This window comes from Nocardia gamkensis NBRC 108242 (genome assembly GCF_001612985.1).
In the GTDB taxonomy this organism is placed as follows: domain Bacteria; phylum Actinomycetota; class Actinomycetes; order Mycobacteriales; family Mycobacteriaceae; genus Nocardia; species Nocardia gamkensis.
Genome location: NZ_BDBM01000017.1, coordinates 26,692 through 43,053, shown reverse-complemented (window position 1 = coordinate 43,053; position 16,362 = coordinate 26,692). Strand labels below are relative to the sequence as shown.

Here is a 16,362-nt window from a genome sequence, read left to right as displayed (position 1 = left end):
GGGGCCGCTCACGGCGTCGGCGGACCGTGGCTCGACTGCTGAGAGCGGATCTGCCGAGGGCAGCGAGGGAGCGGTTCGGCGCCGCGTGTGCGGCACCGTGGAGCCATGGCTCACGATGACAAGACCCCGATGTTCAGCTGGCGGGCGCGAGAACAACTGCTCAGCCGCCGCATAGTCGTGCTCGACGGCGCGCTCGACGACGACAACGGGACGCTGCTGATGACCCAGCTGCTCACACTCGCCGCCGAGGACCCGGACGCGGGCATCTCGCTGTGGATCCATTCGCCGGGCGGATCGGTTCCCTCGATGCTCGCCATCCGCGATGTGATGCGGCTGGTGCCGTGTGAGGTCTCCACGCTCGCGCTCGGATTGGCTTGCAGCGCGGGACAGTTCCTGCTGTCGTCGGGGAGCAAGGGCAGGCGTTTCGCCCTGCCGCACGCCCGGGTGCTGATGCACCAGGGATCGGCGGGCATCGGCGGCACCGCCGTCGACGTCGAGGTCCAGGCCGACGATCTGCGCTACACCGTCGACACGGTGCTCGGCATCATCGCCGAGGACACCGGCCAGCCGTTCGACCGGATCTACGAGGATTCGCTGCACGACCGCTGGTTCACCGCCACGCAAGCCAAGGAATACGGCTTCATCGATCACATCGTCGACTCGTTCGGGCAGATCGTCCCGCAACGCCAGCGAATCGGGATCTCGGCATGAGCGGTCAGATCATGAGCACCTACACCATTCCCAATGTGATCGCGCAGCATCCACGCGGCGGCGAGCGGATCACCGACATCTACTCCCACCTGCTCGCCGAGCGCATCGTCTACCTCGGTACGCCCATCGACTCGGGCGTGGCCAACGCGCTCATCGCGCAGCTGCTGCACCTGGAATCGGAGAGCCCCGAGCAGGAGATCAACCTCTACATCAACTGCGAGGGCGGCGATCTGCCCTCCATGCTCGCGGTGTACGACACCATGCAGCACATCCAGTCACCTGTGCAGACCACCTGCGTCGGCCAGGCGATCGCGGTCGGTGCGGTGTTGCTGGCGGGCGGCGAGCCCGGCCGCCGCGCCATGCTCCCGCACGCCAGGGCGGTACTGCACCAACCCGCCGCGCGCGGGCAGGGAACGATCCCCGATCTGATCCTGCAGGCCGACGAGCTGGTGCGGATGCGGGCGGAGATCGAGTCGATCCTGTCGCGGCACACCGGGCAGACGGTGGAGCGGCTCCGGCGCGACACCGACCGCGACCGGGTCTTCACCGCCTCGGCCGCGGTCGAATACGGCCTCGTCGATCAGGTCCTGGGGCGGCGGGACTAGGCCGCCAGGGCCATGAGCGTGGGCCCGGCGCCGGAACGCGGCGCCGACCGCCGCAAGAAGGCGATCCGGCGCCGGGCGCGGAGTTCGTCCGCCACCTGGCCGGTGAGCTCGCCCAGCGTGGTGCCGAGAGATCCGGCCAGGGCGGCGATCATCTCGCTCGACGGCTCCTTGCGGCCCCGCTCCACCTCGGACAGGTACTGCGGGGAAATGCCTGCCCGCCGGGCGGTTTCGACCAGTGTCTCGCTGCGGTCCTGGCGCAGGGTGCGCAACTGTTCGCCGAGCACCTCGCGCCACAGGGGTTCCGGCGGTGTCGGCGGGACCTGCGGCCGGTCGTCGCGTCCACCGGGAATCGAGTGAAGTCTCGGGTGCTCGCTCATGAGCCGAGCGTACGGTCCCGGAGCAGGGGTCTGCCCGGCATTACGCTCTGGGCGGACGAGTGCGGCGATACGGGCGGATTCGGCGTGGTCGCCGCCGTAATCCGAGCGGAGGCGAGCATGATGGGAAACCATGCCCGAGAATTCGAAGGTCTCCGATCTCAAGCCGCGCAGCCGCGACGTCACCGACGGTCTGGAGAAGACCGCCGCCCGAGGGATGCTGCGCGCGGTCGGCATGGGCGACGAGGACTGGGAGAAGCCGCAGATCGGCGTGGCCTCCTCGTGGAACGAGATCACTCCCTGCAATCTGTCCCTGGACCGGCTCGCCCGAGGCTGCAAGGACGGCGTCTTCTCCGGCGGCGGCTTTCCCATGCAGTTCGGCACCATCTCGGTCTCCGACGGCATCTCCATGGGTCACGAGGGAATGCATTTCTCCTTGGTTTCGCGTGAGGTGATCGCCGACAGCGTCGAGACGGTGATGCAGGCCGAGCGGCTCGACGGCTCGGTGCTGCTGGCCGGCTGCGACAAATCACTGCCCGGGATGCTGATGGCCGCGGCCCGGCTGAACCTGGCGAGCGTGTTCCTGTACGCGGGGTCGATCCTGCCCGGCATCGCCAAGCTCTCCGACGGCAGCGAGCGCGAGGTGACGATCATCGACGCGTTCGAAGCGGTCGGCGCCTGCGCCCGCGGGCTGATGAGCCGCGAGGACGTGGCCGCCATCGAGCGGGCGATCTGTCCCGGCGAGGGCGCCTGCGGCGGCATGTACACCGCCAACACCATGGCCAGCGCGGCCGAAGCGCTGGGCATGTCGCTGCCAGGCAGCGCGGCGCCGCCCGCGACCGATCGTCGTCGCGACGGTTACGCCCGCCGCAGCGGCGAGGCCGTGGTCGAGCTGATCCGGCAGGGCATCACTCCCTCCGACATCCTCACCAAACCCGCCTTCGAGAACGCGATCGCGGTCGTCATGGCGTTCGGCGGCTCCACCAACGCGGTGCTGCACCTGCTGGCCATCGCGCACGAGGCGAACGTCGATCTGTCGCTGGACGATTTCGCGCGCGTCGGCCGCCGCGTGCCGCATCTCGCCGACGTCAAACCCTTCGGTAAGCACGTGATGACCGACGTGGACCGGATCGGCGGCGTGCCGGTCATGATGAAGGCTTTGCTCGATGCCGGATTGCTGCACGGCGACTGCCTGACCGTGACCGGAAAGACGGTGGCGGAGAACCTGGCCGACATCACTCCGCCGGATCCCGACGGCAAGGTGATCCGGGCGATGGCGTCGCCGATCCATCCGACCGGTGGCATCACCATCCTGTCCGGTTCGCTCGCGCCGGATGGCGCCGTCGTCAAGTCGGCGGGCTTCGACTCCGACGTATTCACCGGCACGGCCCGGGTTTTCGACCGGGAACGAGCAGCGATGGACGCGCTCGAGGACGGCACGATCGCGGCGGGTGACGTGGTCGTCATCCGGTACGAGGGCCCGAAAGGCGGTCCCGGGATGCGTGAGATGCTGGCCATCACCGCGGCGATCAAAGGCGCGGGACTGGGCAAGGACGTCCTGCTGCTCACCGACGGACGCTTCTCCGGCGGCACCACCGGCCTGTGTGTCGGGCACGTCGCACCGGAAGCCGTGGACGGTGGCCCGATCGCCTTCGTGCGCCACGGCGACCAGATCCGCCTCGACGTCGCCGCGGGCACCCTCGACCTGCTGGTCGACGCCGAAGAACTCGACCGCCGTCGCGAAGGCTGGAAACCCCTGCCGCCCCGCTACACCCGCGGTGTCCTGGCCAAATACACGAAGCTGGTGGGCTCGGCCTCGATCGGGGCCGTCTGCGACTGACGGTCTGCCCGAACGACCGTCCGGCCGATCGCCGTCGTCTTCCGCGACGAATGCCCGGACCGACGACGGTCTCAGGAGCCCCGCGCGGAGTGAAATCTCTGCCGCGCGGGGCTCCCGAGGTGGTACTACTCGCTCGCCGCTGCTCGCGTGATCAGCTCGGCGACCACGTCCGGCGCGGACACCGAGACCGCGTGGGAGGCCGAGACCTCCACGGCTTCGGCTCCCGCGCGTTGCGCCATGAATCGCTGCGCTTCCACCGGAATGTTCTTGTCCTCGCCGGTGATCAGCGCGAACGACCGGATGCCCCGCCAGGCGGTGGCGGTGGCGGGCTGTTGCAAGGCGTCCAAGGCCACCGGCCGCTGGGTCGCGGCCATCAGTTCGGCGGTGGCGGCGGGCACGTCGGCGGCGAACTGGCGGTGGAATTCCTCTTGCCGGATGTAGAGCTCGGTACCGGTGCCCCCCTCGGGAAGCGGGTAGGAGGCGGGCCGGGTGGTCGGGCCGAGCGTCGATCCGGGGAACTTGTCCGTCAATTGCAATGCGCTCTCACCCTCGTCGGGGATGAATGCGGCGATGTAGACGAGCGCTTCGACATTCGACTTCCCAGCGGCAGCGACCGTGATGACGCTCCCGCCGTAGGAATGGCCGACCAGAACGCACGGCCCTTCCACGGAGTCGAGAACCGAGGCCACATAGGCGGCGTCGCTGTCGAGGCCGCGCAGCGGGTTGGCGGCCGCGATCACGGAATGCCCTTGTGTGCGCAGCCGTTCGACAACCCCGTTCCAGCTGGAGGAGTCGGCGAACGCACCGTGGACCAGCACGATGGTCGGCGCGGAAGTATCGGTGCTCACGAGTGTGGTTCCTTCGGGGTCAGGCGGGGTGCAGGGCGGACCGCAGCGTCGCGACGGCCTGCGCTACCGCGCCTTTGGCGGCATGGGTGTCGTGCAGCGAGTTGACCATCACGAAGTCGTGGACGATGCCGCCGTAGCGCACCTGCGTGACCGGCACGCCCGCGGCGCGCAACTTGCCCGCGAAGGCCTCGCCCTCGTCGCGCAGCACGTCGGCTTCGGCGGTGATCACCAGCGCGGGCGGCAGCCCGGCCAGCTGCTCGGTGGTCGCCCGCAGCGGCGAGGCGGTGATCTGCGCGCGCTCGTCCGCGCTGGTGGTGTACTGGTCCCAGAACCACTTCATGCCCTCGCGCGTGAGGAAGTACCCCTCGGCGAACTGCTGGTAGGAGCCGGTGTCGAAGTTGGCGTCGGTCACCGGGTAGAACAGCACCTGCTGCACGAAGGAGACGTCGCCGCGCTCCTTGGCCATCAGGGTGAGCGCGATGGCCATGTTGCCGCCGACCGAGTCACCCGCGATCGCGATCCGGGACGAGTCGAGGCCTTTCTCCGCGCCGTTGGCGGTGACCCACTGGGCAACCCGGTAGGACTGCTCGTTGGCCACCGGGTAGCGCACATCCGGCGACCGATCGTATTCGGGGAACACCACGGCGGCGCCTGCGCCTACGGCCAGATCGCGCACCAGGCGGTCATGAGTGTGCGCGTCGCCGAACACCCATCCCGCGCCGTGGGTGTAGACGATCACCGGCAGCGTCTCGGTGACGCCCTGCGGCTTGACGATCCGGACCCGCACCGAGCCGGTCGGCCCGCCATCGACGGTGATCCACTCCTCATCGATCTCGGGCTTGAAGATCGGCGCGTCCTGCACGGAGTCCACCGCTTTGCGGCCCTCCTCGGGCGCGAGCTGGTAGAGGAACGGCGGCTGCGAGGTCGCGTCGACGAACTCCTGCGCCGCCGGTTCGAGCGAGATGCCCAGCGGGTTTCCTGACATGATCGTGCCTCTCTCGTAAGGGTGGTGGGAACTGTTGTGGCTCAGGCCGAATGGGCGATCGCGTCGGTGATGACGGCGACGACCTCGTCGGGGTGGGTCTGCATCACCAGGTGTGGTCCGTCGATCTCGACCACGGCGCGGAATCCGGCGCGCTTGTAGCCGAATCGCTCGACGTCGGGATTGATCGTGTGGTCGGCGCTGGACACGATGCCCCACGCCGGCTTCGTCTTCCACGCGGCCGCCGAGGCGGGCTCGCCGAACGCGATCGCCGACAACGGCCGTTGCGAGACCGCGAGGACCGCGGCCTTCGCCGGATCGAGGCCGGCGGCGAAGATCGCGGGGAAGGCGGCGATGTCGACCGAGACGTCCGTGCCGGGCTCGGCGCCCTCGATCGGGTACGGCGCGTAGACGAGGTCGGCCGCCAGGTCGGAATCCGGGAATCCGCCCTGCAACTGCCCGAGGCTCTCGCCTTCCTCCAGGGCATAGCCGGACACGTAGACCAAGCCCACGACGTTGTCGGCGACGCCTGCCACGGTGATGACCGCCCCGCCATAGGAATGCCCGGCCAGCAGCACGGGCCCGTCGATCTGCTCCACGAACGACTTGATGTAGGCCGCGTCGGCCGACAGGCTGCGATTGAACACCGGGGGAACCAGGACGCGATGGCCTCGGGCGAGCAGCCGTTCGGTGACGGGGGCCCAGCTCGCGGCGTCGGCGAAGGCGCCGTGTACCAGGACGATGGTCGGACTTGCCGGGGCTGACATGGTGTTCCTTTCTCCAGCGCTCGCAAGTGGCGCTGCGGCCGACTCAGTCTCGGCCGCACGACCCGCTTCGCGCCCCTCCCCACGGGCCGCAAAAGCCTCCGATCAGGACACCGCCTGCTCCATCACCAGATCCGTGCGGGCGGTCGACCGGAAGCGCTGCTGGTACTTGCGCGGGGAGATGCCCAGACGGGTAACGAACGCGCGGCGCAACGCCTCGCTGGTGCCGTAGCCCGCGGCCATGGCGGCCTCCGTCACGCTGTATCCGGCGTGCAGCATGTCCCGGGCCGTTCCGAAACGGATGAACGCGACGTACTCCGCGGGCGAGCGTTCGAGTTCCGCGCGGAACAGCCGGGTCAGATGCCGGACGCTGACGCGCGCGTGGGCGGCCAGCGTCTGGACGGTGTGCGGATACGCCGGGTCGGCGCAGATGAGGTCCACGACTCCGCGAACCAGCGGGCTGCGCGGCGCCGGTCCGCTCAGCGACGCGGAGAACTGGGATTGACCGCCCGCGCGCTGCATGTGCACCACCAGCGACTGGGCCACGTGCCGGGTGACGTCGGCGCCGTGGTCCTCTTCGACCAGCGCCAGCGCCAGATCGACGCCCGCGGCGACCCCCGCCGAGCTGTACAGATTGCCGTCCCGCACGAAGATCGCGTCCGGATCCACCTCGATCGACGGGTAGCGCCGCGCCAGTTCGGTCGCGAACTTCCAGTGGGTGGTCGCCCGCCTGCCGTCGAACAGGCCCAGATCGGCCAGCACGAACGCGCCGCTGCAGATGGACGCCAGCCGCCGAGTGTTGCAGGACAGATGCCGCGCGGCGGCCAGCACCTCGGGAGTCACGAATTTGCCGGGTGGCAGCTCGCTTCCCGGGATCACCACCGTGTCGAAGCGGCCCGAGTCCTCGGCCGCGCAGCTCACCTCGACCCGCGCGCCGATCGAGGTTTGCGCGTCCTTGCCATCGGCCGAGACCAGGACCACCTCGTACCCCGCCACCGACTGGTTCGCCTCGACGAAGACCTCCGCGGGCCCGACGAAGTCGAGCATCTTCACGCCGTCGAACACCAAGACGCCCACACGTTTGCTGGGCGGAGCGGCGAAGTTGTAGGACATGTCAACAGTATTGTGGAGGTACGGCTCCAGAACAAGTGATGTGCCGGACCTCGCACACCGATTGGTACGGTGAGCCCATGGGACGGCCGCGCCAGTTCGACGAATCGAACCTGCTCGACGCCGCGACCGAGCTGTTCTGGTCGAAGGGTTTCGACAGCACATCGGTGGAGGACGTCTCGCTGGCGACCGGAGTCGGGAACGGAAGCATCTACGCCGCCTACGGCAGCAAGCAGGGCCTGTTCCTGGCCGCGTTCGAACGTTATTGCCGGCGCCGCACGCGTCTGGTCCGCGAGGCCATCGGTTCGGCGCGCGGTTCGGCGCGCGCCGCCGTGCGCGGGCTGTACCAGGCGATCATCGAAGACTGCGCCGCGCAGCCGGATCGGCGCGGTTGCTTGATGATCAACAGCATCGCCCAGCTCGCCGGCCGGATCCCCGAAGTCGCCACCATCGGCAGCCGGACCACCACGGAGATGGAACAGGGCGTCGCCGACCGGCTGCGACCCGCGATGCGCGAGGCCGGAGACGACGACGAAGCCACGCTCTCGGCTGTCAGCGCCAATGTCGTGGTTGTCGCCCAGGGGCTGATCCAATTGAGCCGCTTGGGATTTCCCGCGCAGCGGCTGCACGAGATCGCCGATGTGTCGAGTGCGGCCCTGCCACCGGCCTGGGCCGACCAGCTGGTGCACTGACCCGGTCGAGGACATCGGCCGCCATTTGTCTCCGCCCGAGTGCAGGTGAGCGCCCTGAGCGCCTCGGCTTGTTCCGACCCGCCGAAGCGCAGGACGCCGCCGCGCTGGATCTTGCGGCCGTCGTCAGGCGCGTCTCGACCTGCCGCGCAGCGCGGCCGTGCGACGTCACCTCGTCGTCCGGCCCGCCCCGGTTCAGGGACGCGTGCCCGCCGCCCGGCCGTTCGTGACGCGAAGCAGATCGAGCTTCCCCGCGTCGTCGCTTCCGGCCGCGGCCGTGTACGTGACCATGCGGAGATCCGCGCCCGGAACGACGAGGACGTCGCAGTCGAGGGTGATGTCGCCGATCTCGGGGTGCCGGATCGCCTTCCGGTCGCTCGTGTGCTGGGACGCGGTCGCCGTCGTCCAGAGCTGGGCGAAGGCCTCGGACGTGGTCCGCAGATCATGGACGAGGCGGTCGAGCCGGGCGTCGGCGGGGTAGCGGGACACCGCGTCCTTCAGATCGGCGACGATCGAGGCCGCGAACGCGCCTTCCGCGCGGTCGGACCGGAAGGGACGGACCGAGGCGCGCGCCGCGCCCGCGCCGAAAACGGCCCGCGCCAGGTTGCGCTCACCGGCCGGGACCATCGAGGGGTCACCGTGCAGGGCGCTCCACATGCCGTTCCACCACACGAGCGTCCAGTCGGCGGCGAAGACCCCGATCGGGACGTCGCCGAGACGCGCGGTGAGCCGTTGGATGCCCGGGGGCACGTGCGTGCCGATCGTCCCGTCCTGGGGCGGCAGCAGCCCGGCTCCGCGGTACAGCTCGTCGCGCTCGGCCCGGGAGAGCTGCAGGGCTCGCGCGAGGGCGCCGACCACCTGCGCCGAAGGGTTACGCGCCCGGCCTTGCTCCAAGCGCAGGATGTAGTCCACCGAGAGCCCGGCCAGCTGCGCGAGCTCCTCCCGGCGCAGTCCGGGAGCGCGGCGGCCGGGCGTCACCGCGAAGCCGGCGTCGGCGGGCGACAGGCGATCCCGCCAGGTGTGCAGGAGTTCGCCGAAATCGGAGCGAGCGGAAGTCACGCCTTCATTCTCGCCGCCGCGCGCCGAACCAGCCTGGGTACTGCCAGTCCAGGTGACGGGCATGGCACTGGTTGCCGAGGGCCGCGGCGGTGACGATGGAGACGCCCGGCCGGGCCGAAACCAATGCGGGAGGTTCCCATGCCGTCGACCATCGTGATGACCGGTGCGAGTCGCGGGATCGGCCGTGTCGCCGCGGAGCGCATTCTCCGGGAGGCGCCGCAGGCGCATCTCGTCGTCGCCGCCCGCGGGTCCACCGGTGCACGACTGGCCGCGGAACTCGACGGGACCGGGAGCCGAGTGTCGCACGTCGCCGTCGACCTCGGCGTGCCGGACAGTGTGCGTTCGGCCGCGGTCGAGATCCGCGGCAGGCTCGACCGGGGTGAGCTGCCGCCGCTGCACGGTTTCGTGGGCAACGCGGGGATCCAATACACGAACGCGCTCACCGAGGGGCCCGGCGGATTCGAGTCCACCTTCGCTGTCAACGTGTTCGCCAACCATCTGTTCGTCCGCCTGCTGGAGGACCGCTTCCATACCCCGGCCCGGATCGTGATCACGGTGAGCGACACCCATTTCGGCGACTTCGCGCACAACTTGGGCATGGTGCCCGGCCCGGTCTGGCGTTCGCCCGATGTTCTCGCCCGCCCTGGCGCGTTTCCCGAGCCGCGCGGCACTGCCGCCGGACGCACCGCGTATTCGACGAGCAAACTCGCCGCCATCTACCTCGTGCATGAGTACGCGCGCCGCCTGCGGGCCGGGGTCGATGCCGTCGGCTTCAACCCGGGGTTCGTCCCCGGCACCGACCTCGCCCGCAACGCGGGTCCGGCGTCCCGGTTCGCGATGCGCCGTATCCTGCCGCTGCTGACCCGGACGCGGTTCGCGACCAGCCGCGCCGCCGCCGGGCGCTGTCTCGCGGACGTCGTCCTCGGCGCCACCGCCGCGCCGACCGGCGCCTATGTCGACCGCGACCGGGTGGCCCGCTCGTCGGAGGAGTCGTACGACCCGCGGCGCGAAGCCGAACTCTGGGAATCTCTGGAGCGTTTCATCGCGCCCTACGCCGCGTGAGCCGAGAACCCGTCCGGCTCGCCGGAAACTCGTAGCCGGTAGAACCGCCGGCCGACAGCGAAGCACCCGGTCCCGGTGCGTGGTGGCCCGCCGACCGCGCTCAGTTCACAGGTAGGGGAAGCAATCGATGTCGCGGTGCGTGAAGCAGGGCTGTTCGACCGGTCGCAGCCAGCGGGCCGGGACCCGCAGCGGTTCGACCTCGGGCAGGCGCACGGGCCGGTCCTCGCCGTCGAACAAGGTCCCGCGCACCCGGAACACCCCGTCCGGCAATCCGAGGGCTTCGGCTTGCTCGGGAGTCAGCATCACGGCGATGCGCGAGTTCGCGGTGATCCGCAGGCCCTCGACGGTGGTCGGAACGCTGGTGTGATCGATCCCGGTGACGGTGAGCCGGAACCGGCCGCCGCGCAGCCACGACCACGCCCAAGTGAGCGAGCCCGGCTGGTCGCAATCGGGGTATCGACTGCGCGGCAGGCGCTGCGGGACCAGCACCATATAGGTGCACCCGACCTCGATATCGCGGGTCCGCATACTTTCAGCGTGACCGCCGCACCGCATGCTCGCAAGGAAACCGGCAAAACCACCGCACCACGTGCGGGCGAGGGTTGGGGGCGAGCGGATGGTTGAGAACGGGACTACCTTCCTCAGCGCATGAGGCGATCGCTGAACGCTTTGCCACCGATCCGTCCGACCGTGAGATTCCTCAGCTGCGATCGAGTGAACGTCACTTTCAAGCGGTTCAGTATGGGGGCGAGGGGCCGGGGATCGATGTCGCGGAGTGCCTCGGTGAGCAGGCGGATGGGTTCGCCGCACGAGTCGAAGCGGTCACCGGGGTCCTTGGCGAGTGACCGGTGCAGGATCGCGTCGACTTCGGGCGGGATCCAGCGGTGGCGCGCGGAGAGCGTGGGAGGCGGCTCGTGCAACTGGGCCTCGGCGGTGGTCATGAGGTTCGCGCGAGCGAACGGTGTGTGACCGGTGAGCAGTTCGATGGCCGAACAGGCCAGTGCGTACTGGTCCGTCGCCGGGGACACGGTCTCCGCTCGCAGCAGCTCCGGCGCGGCGTATGGCACCGAGACGACGACGAAACCATTGGACGACAAAGGCGGTTCGGGCCGGTGCAGCCACCGGGCCGAATCGAAGTCCGAGATCTTGACCGTCGCGGGCTCGTCCGTCCCGACCAGCACGTTCGCCGGCTTCACGTCGAGATGGACCACCCCGTTGGCGTGGGCGAAGTCGAGTCCGGCCGCGACATGCCTCAGTACGTGGAGCGCCTGCCGGAGATCGGGGTGCCGATGCGGCACCAACGTCGAACCCGTCGCACCTGCCACGTACTCGTGCGCCGACCACAGCCTGCCGTCGGTTTCGCCGTGCGTATACATGCGCACGATGTCGGGGTGCCGCAGCGCCGACAAGATGTCGAACTCGTGCACGAATCTCGCGCGCGCCTCGGGCGATCGGCTGTCCTCGGGCCCCAGGATCTTCAACGACACCGGCCGCGACCATTCCGGATCCTCGGCCAGGTACACCGCACTGCTGCCCCCGTGTCCGAGCGGGCCCCGCACGATGAATCCCGCGAACTGGTCACCTGGTTCTAGCAGCACCGCCTCACCATAGTTCGCCGCAAGGGCTCGCACGCCGGGGTTTGCCTACGTGTGCCCAACGGCACTGCACCACGGCGGCAGGTTACCGGCGGAGCCAGTCGGCATGCTTCCCCGCCGACCTGAAGGTTTGTGGTGCGAACACCTCAGGCCGGCAGGCAACAGGTGGGCGTCAGACGGCGGTGATCGTCAGGGTGTAGCCGGCCGGCCCGCCGTCGGCGGAGGAGACGACGACCTGGTAGTCGTTGCCGTCGGCGACGAGATCGGCATGCGGGACCTCGTTGGCGACCTGCGGCCCGATCAGCGGGGCCACCGAGACACGGGCATTGCCGGTGACGTCGAAGCTCAGGCGCTGCCCCGGCGCCGTGGCGATGGAGTAGCTGTCGGCCTTGCCCTGGGCGACGTTGCCACTGGCATCGACGTGGTTCTGGCCAGGGGCGATCTGCAGGCGCTGCACGACACCGGGGACCGAAGGAATGCCGGGCGCGGCTTGGGCGGTCGCGGCCCCTCCGGCCGCGGTGAAGCTGACGACGGCGAGCACCGCGGGCACGGCACCCACCAATGAACGAAACAGTCGAGATGCGGTCATGGCCATCATCTTTCCTCAGGACGTGTGCGAGATCTCATGCGGCTGCGATTAATCGGCAGCTATGCGGCCGGACCTGCGCAGACGGAGGACAACGACATCGTCCGGCAGCCTCCCGGGTGTCGTCCACGTCTGGTCGCCATCGCTGCTTGCCGCGCCTCGGCTGTCCAGGTCGGCGAAGTTCCACCGGGATGAACGCGTCGGCAGGCTGCGTCGAGGCGAGACACGGACGTCGAGGTGCTCCCGGCGCCGAGCGGTCAGCCAGGGGCGTCGACGGATCGGGTGAGTGCGAGGTAGAGCCAATGATGCGCGGCGCCGACGGTGGGGGTGTGGGTGATCCGGTCGGTGAGGTGCCAGTAACGGTGGATGCGGTGATCGGTGTCGGTTGCGCCACTGAGCAGTTCATGGCGGAACTGTGCCCGCGAGGACGTCCGCTATCGCGGTCAAAGAGACGCCGAGCGCACGCAGCCTGCGCACCAACAGCAGACGATCGACCGCGGTGCCGGAATCGAAGATCCGGTGCCCGCCGGTGGTGCGGTGCGAATCCAAGATCCCGTGATCGCAATAGAAGCGGATGGTCCGGACCGGCACGGCGGTCAGCCGTGACAACTCCCCGATGCTCACCGAGCCGGTATGTCGTGTGTCGTCGGTCACAATTGCTGGAACCTCCACCCGGGTGGAGTTCCTACCGTACTGGAACACCCCCGCTGAGAAGGAGCACGCTGATGACCGGTAGCGCGACGATGACCACCGACCAGATGTGGCGAGCGGTCGCCGCTGAACGGGCGAGTTTGATCGAACTGCTGGAGACTCTGCCGGAGTCCGACTGGAACCACGGTTCCCTGTGCGAGGGCTGGCGGGTCCGTGATGTCGTCGCCCACATCGTGCTCTCCGCGAACCCCGGCCTCGGCTGGATTCTGGTCAATGTGCTCCGCGCCCGCGGCAACTTCGACCGCGCGATCCGGGAGACCGCGATCCGTCTCGCCGACCGCACCACGCCGACCCAGTTGCTCGCCGCGCTGCGCGAGGGAATCGCTCTGCGATCGACGCCGATCGGCACCACCGCCGCCGATCGACTGATGGACCTGCTGGTACACGGCCAGGACATCGCGGTGCCCCTCGGCATCACCCGGCAGATGCCCGTCGATGCCGCGCGATCGGCTCTGGAAAGAATCTGGGCCACGAATGGATTCCGATCCCGCGAGCTGTCCCGGTATCACCTCGTCGCCACCGACACCGGTTGGGCCGCCGGCTCGGGACCTCTCGTCGAAGGCCCGGCCGCCGCACTGCTCCTGCTGGTCACCGGTCGCCGCGCCGGACAGGAACACCTCACGGGCGGGGGCGTCCCGCGCCTGAACACCCAGTAGCCGACGAGAATTCGGAGTTCGTGTCGGTGCCTCGTGCCAAACTGACGACGTAGTCACCTGGCCAGAGGAGAACGAAGTGGCCACCATTGATGAGCGCCCCACGGTGCGACTGGTCGCCCATTGCCGTCGCTGTCACGGTTGGCTCCTGTCGCCGCAATCGGTCGCCCAGGGAATCGGACCGACTTGCGCCGCCCGGGAGCGCGCCGAGTCCGCGCGGAATCCGGCAGAACTGACATTGTTCGAGGTCGCGGCGTGAGTGCGATGCGGTCGCCAGTCGGCGGGCTCGGCTGATCGGTAGACGGGTCAGGTGCGCATGGCGGCGGCCGCGATCGCAACCGCTGCACCGGTCGCTGTCTTGCGCCGGTGCTCCAGGCGGGTCATCCGTCTCGGCGCATCAGCAGATGGCCCCGGCGGAACCGCTCGTTCTCGCACGGTTCACGCAGCATCCGGCCGATTTCGATGAATCCGGCGGCGCGGGCCAGCCTCGCGAGGTCGTCGATCGGCCACCGGTAGGCCGCCGTCACTTTGTGGTCGAACACCGTCACCGGCTCGTTCTCCGATTCGAAGAACGCGAGCAATAGGTGTCCACCAGCGGCGAGCACCCGATGGAACTCGGCGAAGTACGAGGGGACGACCTGCGGCGGGGCGTGGATGACCGAATACCAGGACACGATGCCGCGCAGCTCGCCGTCACCCAGGTCCAAGGCGTCCATGGAACCGACCTCGAACCGCAACTGCGGGTAGGTCTCGCGGGCGAGCTCGATCATCACCGGTGACAGGTCGACGCCGAAGACATCCAGTCCCAGGTCTCGCAGGTGCGCGGTCACAGGCCCGGGGCCGCACCCGAGTTCGGCGACGAGTCCGGGATCAGCGCTCCGTGTGAGTTCGGCGAACGCGGCGAGCACCGCGCGATCCAGTGCGATGGCCTCGAGATCGTCGCGGGGGAGTTCGGCATAGCGGACGGCGACGGCATCATAGGCATCTGCCGTCGCGCGAAGGTGCGAGGAGGGTTCGATCACAAGCAAGGACCCTAGGGCCTCCGAACTCCACGGCTGCGGACAGGACACCAACTACTCTGTCTCGCAACATAATCCAAGCACCGCCGCGCACCACGTCGGATATCCGCAACCCTCGGCTCCGCCCTGCACCGGCGAATCGCTCCCGGCCTGCGGGCCACTTCGAATCCGTTGTCTCGCCCCGGTCCGGAAACCCCACCCCGTGACATGGCAATTGTCGGTCGGGGTTCCGGCGCGGGGCTCTCGACGTTCACCCGGTGGAGGCCGCGACCAGTGGACGCCCGCGTCCAGCGCGTGGCGGACCGCGGCGACCCAGTGCCAGCCTGAGCCTGGGCACCGCGTGACCAGGTTCGCGTCCAGCGGGTGCGGGGATACTGGCCACATGCCGCTGGACAGACGGGCAGAACTCGGCGAATTTCTGCGCTCCCGGCGGGCCCGCTTGCGGCCCGAGGAACTCGGCCTGCCGGACTACGGCGGTCGGCGCCGTGTTCCCGGGCTGCGCAGGGAGGAACTCGCGCAGCTCGCCGAAGTGACATCTCGGTTACGCACTTCCGAGCGCAGACTTCGGGCCACCGGTTCGGGCTGCGAGGTTGAGCGGGAGTACTTCGGGTCAAGCCATCCCGCCGATGGGTGGTGCGCCAGCACTGCTTGCACAGGTTCGTATTCGGATGCGTCGAGCAAGGATGTGCAAAGATGACGTAGTCACTGGGGGGTGCGATGAAGGGGAGGCAGCTTGTGGAACGTGCGACGGTCTACCGCTGGAACATCCGCAACGGCACCGGAGTGGTGACTCGGCTGGACGGCTCACTCGTGTGGTTTCATTCGTCCACCGTGGACAAAGGAGACGTTCTCGCACTGCGGGAGGGCGATCAGGTCGATGTCGAGATCGAGAACATTCCTCAGGGGGACTACGAATGTCGAGCCGTATCCGTGCGAAGGCACATGGGGTAACTGTCACCCTGACAGCGCTGTTTGCATGCGCCGCAGCGTTTCTGGTAACAGCGCCGCAGGCTGCGGCAGCGCCGGAAGCTAGGCCGGGTATCTATCACTAGCATCCGAACGATACGAGCTACCGCTATGATTTAATCGCCGAGTTCACCGAGTACAGCGTGGAGTTCGAGCAGGCGTGGGCCCGCCACGACGTGCGGGTGCAGGGGCGGGGGAACATGCCGTTGCGGCATCCGCTGGTGGGTCCGCTGGTCGTCAGCTACGAGGTGCTGATGCCCGTGCAGGATCCCGACCAGCGGATCATCATCTACCGCGCCGCGGACGCGGAATCCCAGTCGGCGCTGGACCGGCTCATCGCCGCCCTGGATGCGCCGTGACCGGCGTCGTTCCGCGGAGCTCAGCACCAGTTCGCCGTCGTCGTCCGCGTCCTCGTAGCGGCCTTCCCACTCCTCGTAGGCGGGCACGTCCTCGTCCCGGGTGACGATCCACTCCAACGAGTAGCCGCCGTCGTCGTCGGGAACGAGCACATGGACACGGATCCAGAACGCGGCGGCGGTCTCTTGCTTTTCGTCGGCCAGGATCTCGCTGTAGGTCAGCCTGGAGTGGTGGCCCGTGGCACGGTCGAGGTGGGCCAGCCGGTAGCTGGTGAGTCTCGGTGCACCGTGGCGGGATTGAGTCCGAGCAGGTAGCCGATCCGGGCGGGGCCCCAGTGGCGCAGCTTCCGGACCTTGATGATCCGTCTCTCGGTGCAGGTCGGAGTGCGGTGAGGGCGGCTCGACCGGTCGCGCATCCCGGCTTCGCCGCGC

The 16,362-nt window shown here is 69.0% G+C and carries 20 protein-coding genes and 1 pseudogene; 9 read left to right on the top strand and 12 right to left on the bottom strand.

Annotation, left to right across the window (positions count from 1 at the left end; translation table 11 throughout):
* Positions 1-105: 105 nt before the first annotated feature.
* Positions 106-711 (top strand): ClpP family protease, encoded by a 606-nt coding sequence (locus NG1_RS15935; RefSeq protein WP_040865262.1) that lies wholly within the window; start codon positions 106-108, stop codon positions 709-711.
* A gap of 11 nt (positions 712-722) precedes the next feature.
* A complete protein-coding gene (locus tag NG1_RS15930; RefSeq protein WP_040865263.1) occupies positions 723-1,316 on the top strand; it encodes a ClpP family protease in 594 nt (197 codons plus the stop codon).
* Here NG1_RS15930 and NG1_RS15925 read toward each other — a convergent pair.
* Complete coding sequence (locus NG1_RS15925) at positions 1,313-1,693, bottom strand: helix-turn-helix domain-containing protein (RefSeq protein WP_084498959.1); 381 nt, start codon at positions 1,691-1,693, stop codon at positions 1,313-1,315. The two genes, NG1_RS15930 and NG1_RS15925, sit on opposite strands and share 4 nt — an antisense overlap.
* A 130-nt stretch (positions 1,694-1,823) precedes the next feature.
* Here NG1_RS15925 and ilvD point away from each other — a divergent pair, with 130 nt between their 5' ends.
* The gene (gene ilvD, locus NG1_RS15920) at positions 1,824-3,530 is read left to right on the top strand and encodes a dihydroxy-acid dehydratase (protein WP_062971573.1); all 1,707 of its coding nucleotides are present in this window, start codon (positions 1,824-1,826) and stop codon (positions 3,528-3,530) included.
* A gap of 125 nt (positions 3,531-3,655) precedes the next feature.
* Here the strand turns inward: ilvD and NG1_RS15915 are convergent, their stop codons facing one another.
* The 4 genes from NG1_RS15915 to NG1_RS15900 form a co-directional block, all read right to left on the bottom strand.
* A complete protein-coding gene (locus tag NG1_RS15915; RefSeq protein WP_062971571.1) occupies positions 3,656-4,378 on the bottom strand; it encodes an alpha/beta fold hydrolase in 723 nt (240 codons plus the stop codon).
* Positions 4,379-4,397: 19 nt separating this feature from the next.
* The gene (locus NG1_RS15910; protein ID WP_062971570.1) at positions 4,398-5,363 is read right to left on the bottom strand and encodes an alpha/beta hydrolase; all 966 of its coding nucleotides are present in this window, start codon (positions 5,361-5,363) and stop codon (positions 4,398-4,400) included.
* Positions 5,364-5,404: 41 nt separating this feature from the next.
* A complete protein-coding gene (locus NG1_RS15905) occupies positions 5,405-6,127 on the bottom strand; it encodes an alpha/beta fold hydrolase (RefSeq protein WP_062971569.1) in 723 nt (240 codons plus the stop codon).
* Between the two features lie 102 nt (positions 6,128-6,229).
* Positions 6,230-7,237, bottom strand: coding sequence for a GlxA family transcriptional regulator (locus tag NG1_RS15900; RefSeq protein WP_062971568.1), 1,008 nt, complete (start codon positions 7,235-7,237; stop codon positions 6,230-6,232).
* A 77-nt stretch (positions 7,238-7,314) separates the two neighbouring features.
* Here NG1_RS15900 and NG1_RS15895 point away from each other — a divergent pair, with 77 nt between their 5' ends.
* Complete coding sequence (locus NG1_RS15895) at positions 7,315-7,926, top strand: TetR/AcrR family transcriptional regulator (protein WP_062971567.1); 612 nt, start codon at positions 7,315-7,317, stop codon at positions 7,924-7,926.
* 192 nt (positions 7,927-8,118) lie between these two features.
* Here NG1_RS15895 and NG1_RS15890 read toward each other — a convergent pair whose 3' ends face one another.
* Entirely contained in the window at positions 8,119-8,982 is an 864-nt protein-coding gene (locus NG1_RS15890) for a helix-turn-helix transcriptional regulator (RefSeq protein WP_245659919.1), read from the bottom strand.
* Between the two features lie 138 nt (positions 8,983-9,120).
* On the opposite strand from NG1_RS15890, the gene NG1_RS15885 reads away from it, so the two are divergent.
* Positions 9,121-10,044, top strand: coding sequence for an SDR family NAD(P)-dependent oxidoreductase (locus tag NG1_RS15885; protein ID WP_062971566.1), 924 nt, complete (start codon positions 9,121-9,123; stop codon positions 10,042-10,044).
* A 105-nt stretch (positions 10,045-10,149) separates the two neighbouring features.
* Here the strand turns inward: NG1_RS15885 and NG1_RS15880 are convergent, their stop codons facing one another.
* From NG1_RS15880 to NG1_RS15865, 4 genes are all read right to left on the bottom strand, one after another.
* The gene (locus tag NG1_RS15880) at positions 10,150-10,572 is read right to left on the bottom strand and encodes a hypothetical protein (RefSeq protein ID WP_157114082.1); all 423 of its coding nucleotides are present in this window, start codon (positions 10,570-10,572) and stop codon (positions 10,150-10,152) included.
* A gap of 113 nt (positions 10,573-10,685) precedes the next feature.
* On the bottom strand, positions 10,686-11,642 hold the full coding sequence (locus NG1_RS15875; RefSeq protein ID WP_062971564.1) for a serine/threonine-protein kinase: 957 nt from the start codon (positions 11,640-11,642) through the stop codon (positions 10,686-10,688).
* 169 nt (positions 11,643-11,811) lie between these two features.
* On the bottom strand, positions 11,812-12,237 hold the full coding sequence (locus NG1_RS15870) for a hypothetical protein (RefSeq protein WP_218018974.1): 426 nt from the start codon (positions 12,235-12,237) through the stop codon (positions 11,812-11,814).
* 390 nt (positions 12,238-12,627) lie between these two features.
* A complete protein-coding gene (locus tag NG1_RS15865) occupies positions 12,628-12,879 on the bottom strand; it encodes a MerR family transcriptional regulator (protein ID WP_062971561.1) in 252 nt (83 codons plus the stop codon).
* A 71-nt stretch (positions 12,880-12,950) separates the two neighbouring features.
* Between NG1_RS15865 and NG1_RS15860 the strand changes: the two genes are divergently transcribed.
* Both NG1_RS15860 and NG1_RS35690 read left to right on the top strand, forming a co-directional pair.
* Positions 12,951-13,592, top strand: coding sequence for a maleylpyruvate isomerase family mycothiol-dependent enzyme (locus NG1_RS15860; protein WP_062971559.1), 642 nt, complete (start codon positions 12,951-12,953; stop codon positions 13,590-13,592).
* A gap of 76 nt (positions 13,593-13,668) precedes the next feature.
* Entirely contained in the window at positions 13,669-13,848 is a 180-nt protein-coding gene (locus tag NG1_RS35690; protein WP_084498955.1) for a DUF6011 domain-containing protein, read from the top strand.
* Between the two features lie 121 nt (positions 13,849-13,969).
* On the opposite strand, the gene NG1_RS15855 is transcribed toward NG1_RS35690, so the two are convergent.
* Positions 13,970-14,611, bottom strand: coding sequence for a class I SAM-dependent DNA methyltransferase (locus NG1_RS15855; protein ID WP_062971557.1), 642 nt, complete (start codon positions 14,609-14,611; stop codon positions 13,970-13,972).
* A gap of 732 nt (positions 14,612-15,343) precedes the next feature.
* Between NG1_RS15855 and NG1_RS15850 the strand changes: the two genes are divergently transcribed.
* Positions 15,344-15,559: a cold shock domain-containing protein gene (locus NG1_RS15850; protein ID WP_062971555.1), complete on the top strand. Its 216-nt coding sequence runs from the start codon at positions 15,344-15,346 to the stop codon at positions 15,557-15,559.
* 158 nt (positions 15,560-15,717) lie between these two features.
* Positions 15,718-15,933, top strand: coding sequence for an MmyB family transcriptional regulator (locus NG1_RS37465; RefSeq protein WP_245659926.1), 216 nt, complete (start codon positions 15,718-15,720; stop codon positions 15,931-15,933).
* 150 nt (positions 15,934-16,083) lie between these two features.
* Here NG1_RS37465 and NG1_RS35675 read toward each other — a convergent pair.
* Positions 16,084-16,358, bottom strand: a pseudogene (locus NG1_RS35675) (hypothetical protein); the annotation flags it as partial.
* Between the last annotated feature and the right edge of the window lie 4 nt (positions 16,359-16,362).

Coding starts and splice junctions, on each gene's coding strand:
- NG1_RS15870 (WP_218018974.1), bottom strand. CDS start 12,237: ATGATGGCCATGACCGCATCTCGACTGTTTCGTTCATTGGTGGGTGCC.
- NG1_RS15905 (WP_062971569.1), bottom strand. CDS start 6,127: ATGTCAGCCCCGGCAAGTCCGACCATCGTCCTGGTACACGGCGCCTTC.
- NG1_RS15900 (WP_062971568.1), bottom strand. CDS start 7,237: ATGTCCTACAACTTCGCCGCTCCGCCCAGCAAACGTGTGGGCGTCTTG.
- NG1_RS15860 (WP_062971559.1), top strand. CDS start 12,951: ATGACCGGTAGCGCGACGATGACCACCGACCAGATGTGGCGAGCGGTC.
- NG1_RS15895 (WP_062971567.1), top strand. CDS start 7,315: ATGGGACGGCCGCGCCAGTTCGACGAATCGAACCTGCTCGACGCCGCG.
- NG1_RS15925 (WP_084498959.1), bottom strand. CDS start 1,693: ATGAGCGAGCACCCGAGACTTCACTCGATTCCCGGTGGACGCGACGAC.
- NG1_RS15910 (WP_062971570.1), bottom strand. CDS start 5,363: ATGTCAGGAAACCCGCTGGGCATCTCGCTCGAACCGGCGGCGCAGGAG.
- NG1_RS15930 (WP_040865263.1), top strand. CDS start 723: ATGAGCACCTACACCATTCCCAATGTGATCGCGCAGCATCCACGCGGC.
- NG1_RS15935 (WP_040865262.1), top strand. CDS start 106: ATGGCTCACGATGACAAGACCCCGATGTTCAGCTGGCGGGCGCGAGAA.
- ilvD (WP_062971573.1), top strand. CDS start 1,824: ATGCCCGAGAATTCGAAGGTCTCCGATCTCAAGCCGCGCAGCCGCGAC.
- NG1_RS15885 (WP_062971566.1), top strand. CDS start 9,121: ATGCCGTCGACCATCGTGATGACCGGTGCGAGTCGCGGGATCGGCCGT.
- NG1_RS15880 (WP_157114082.1), bottom strand. CDS start 10,572: ATGCGGACCCGCGATATCGAGGTCGGGTGCACCTATATGGTGCTGGTC.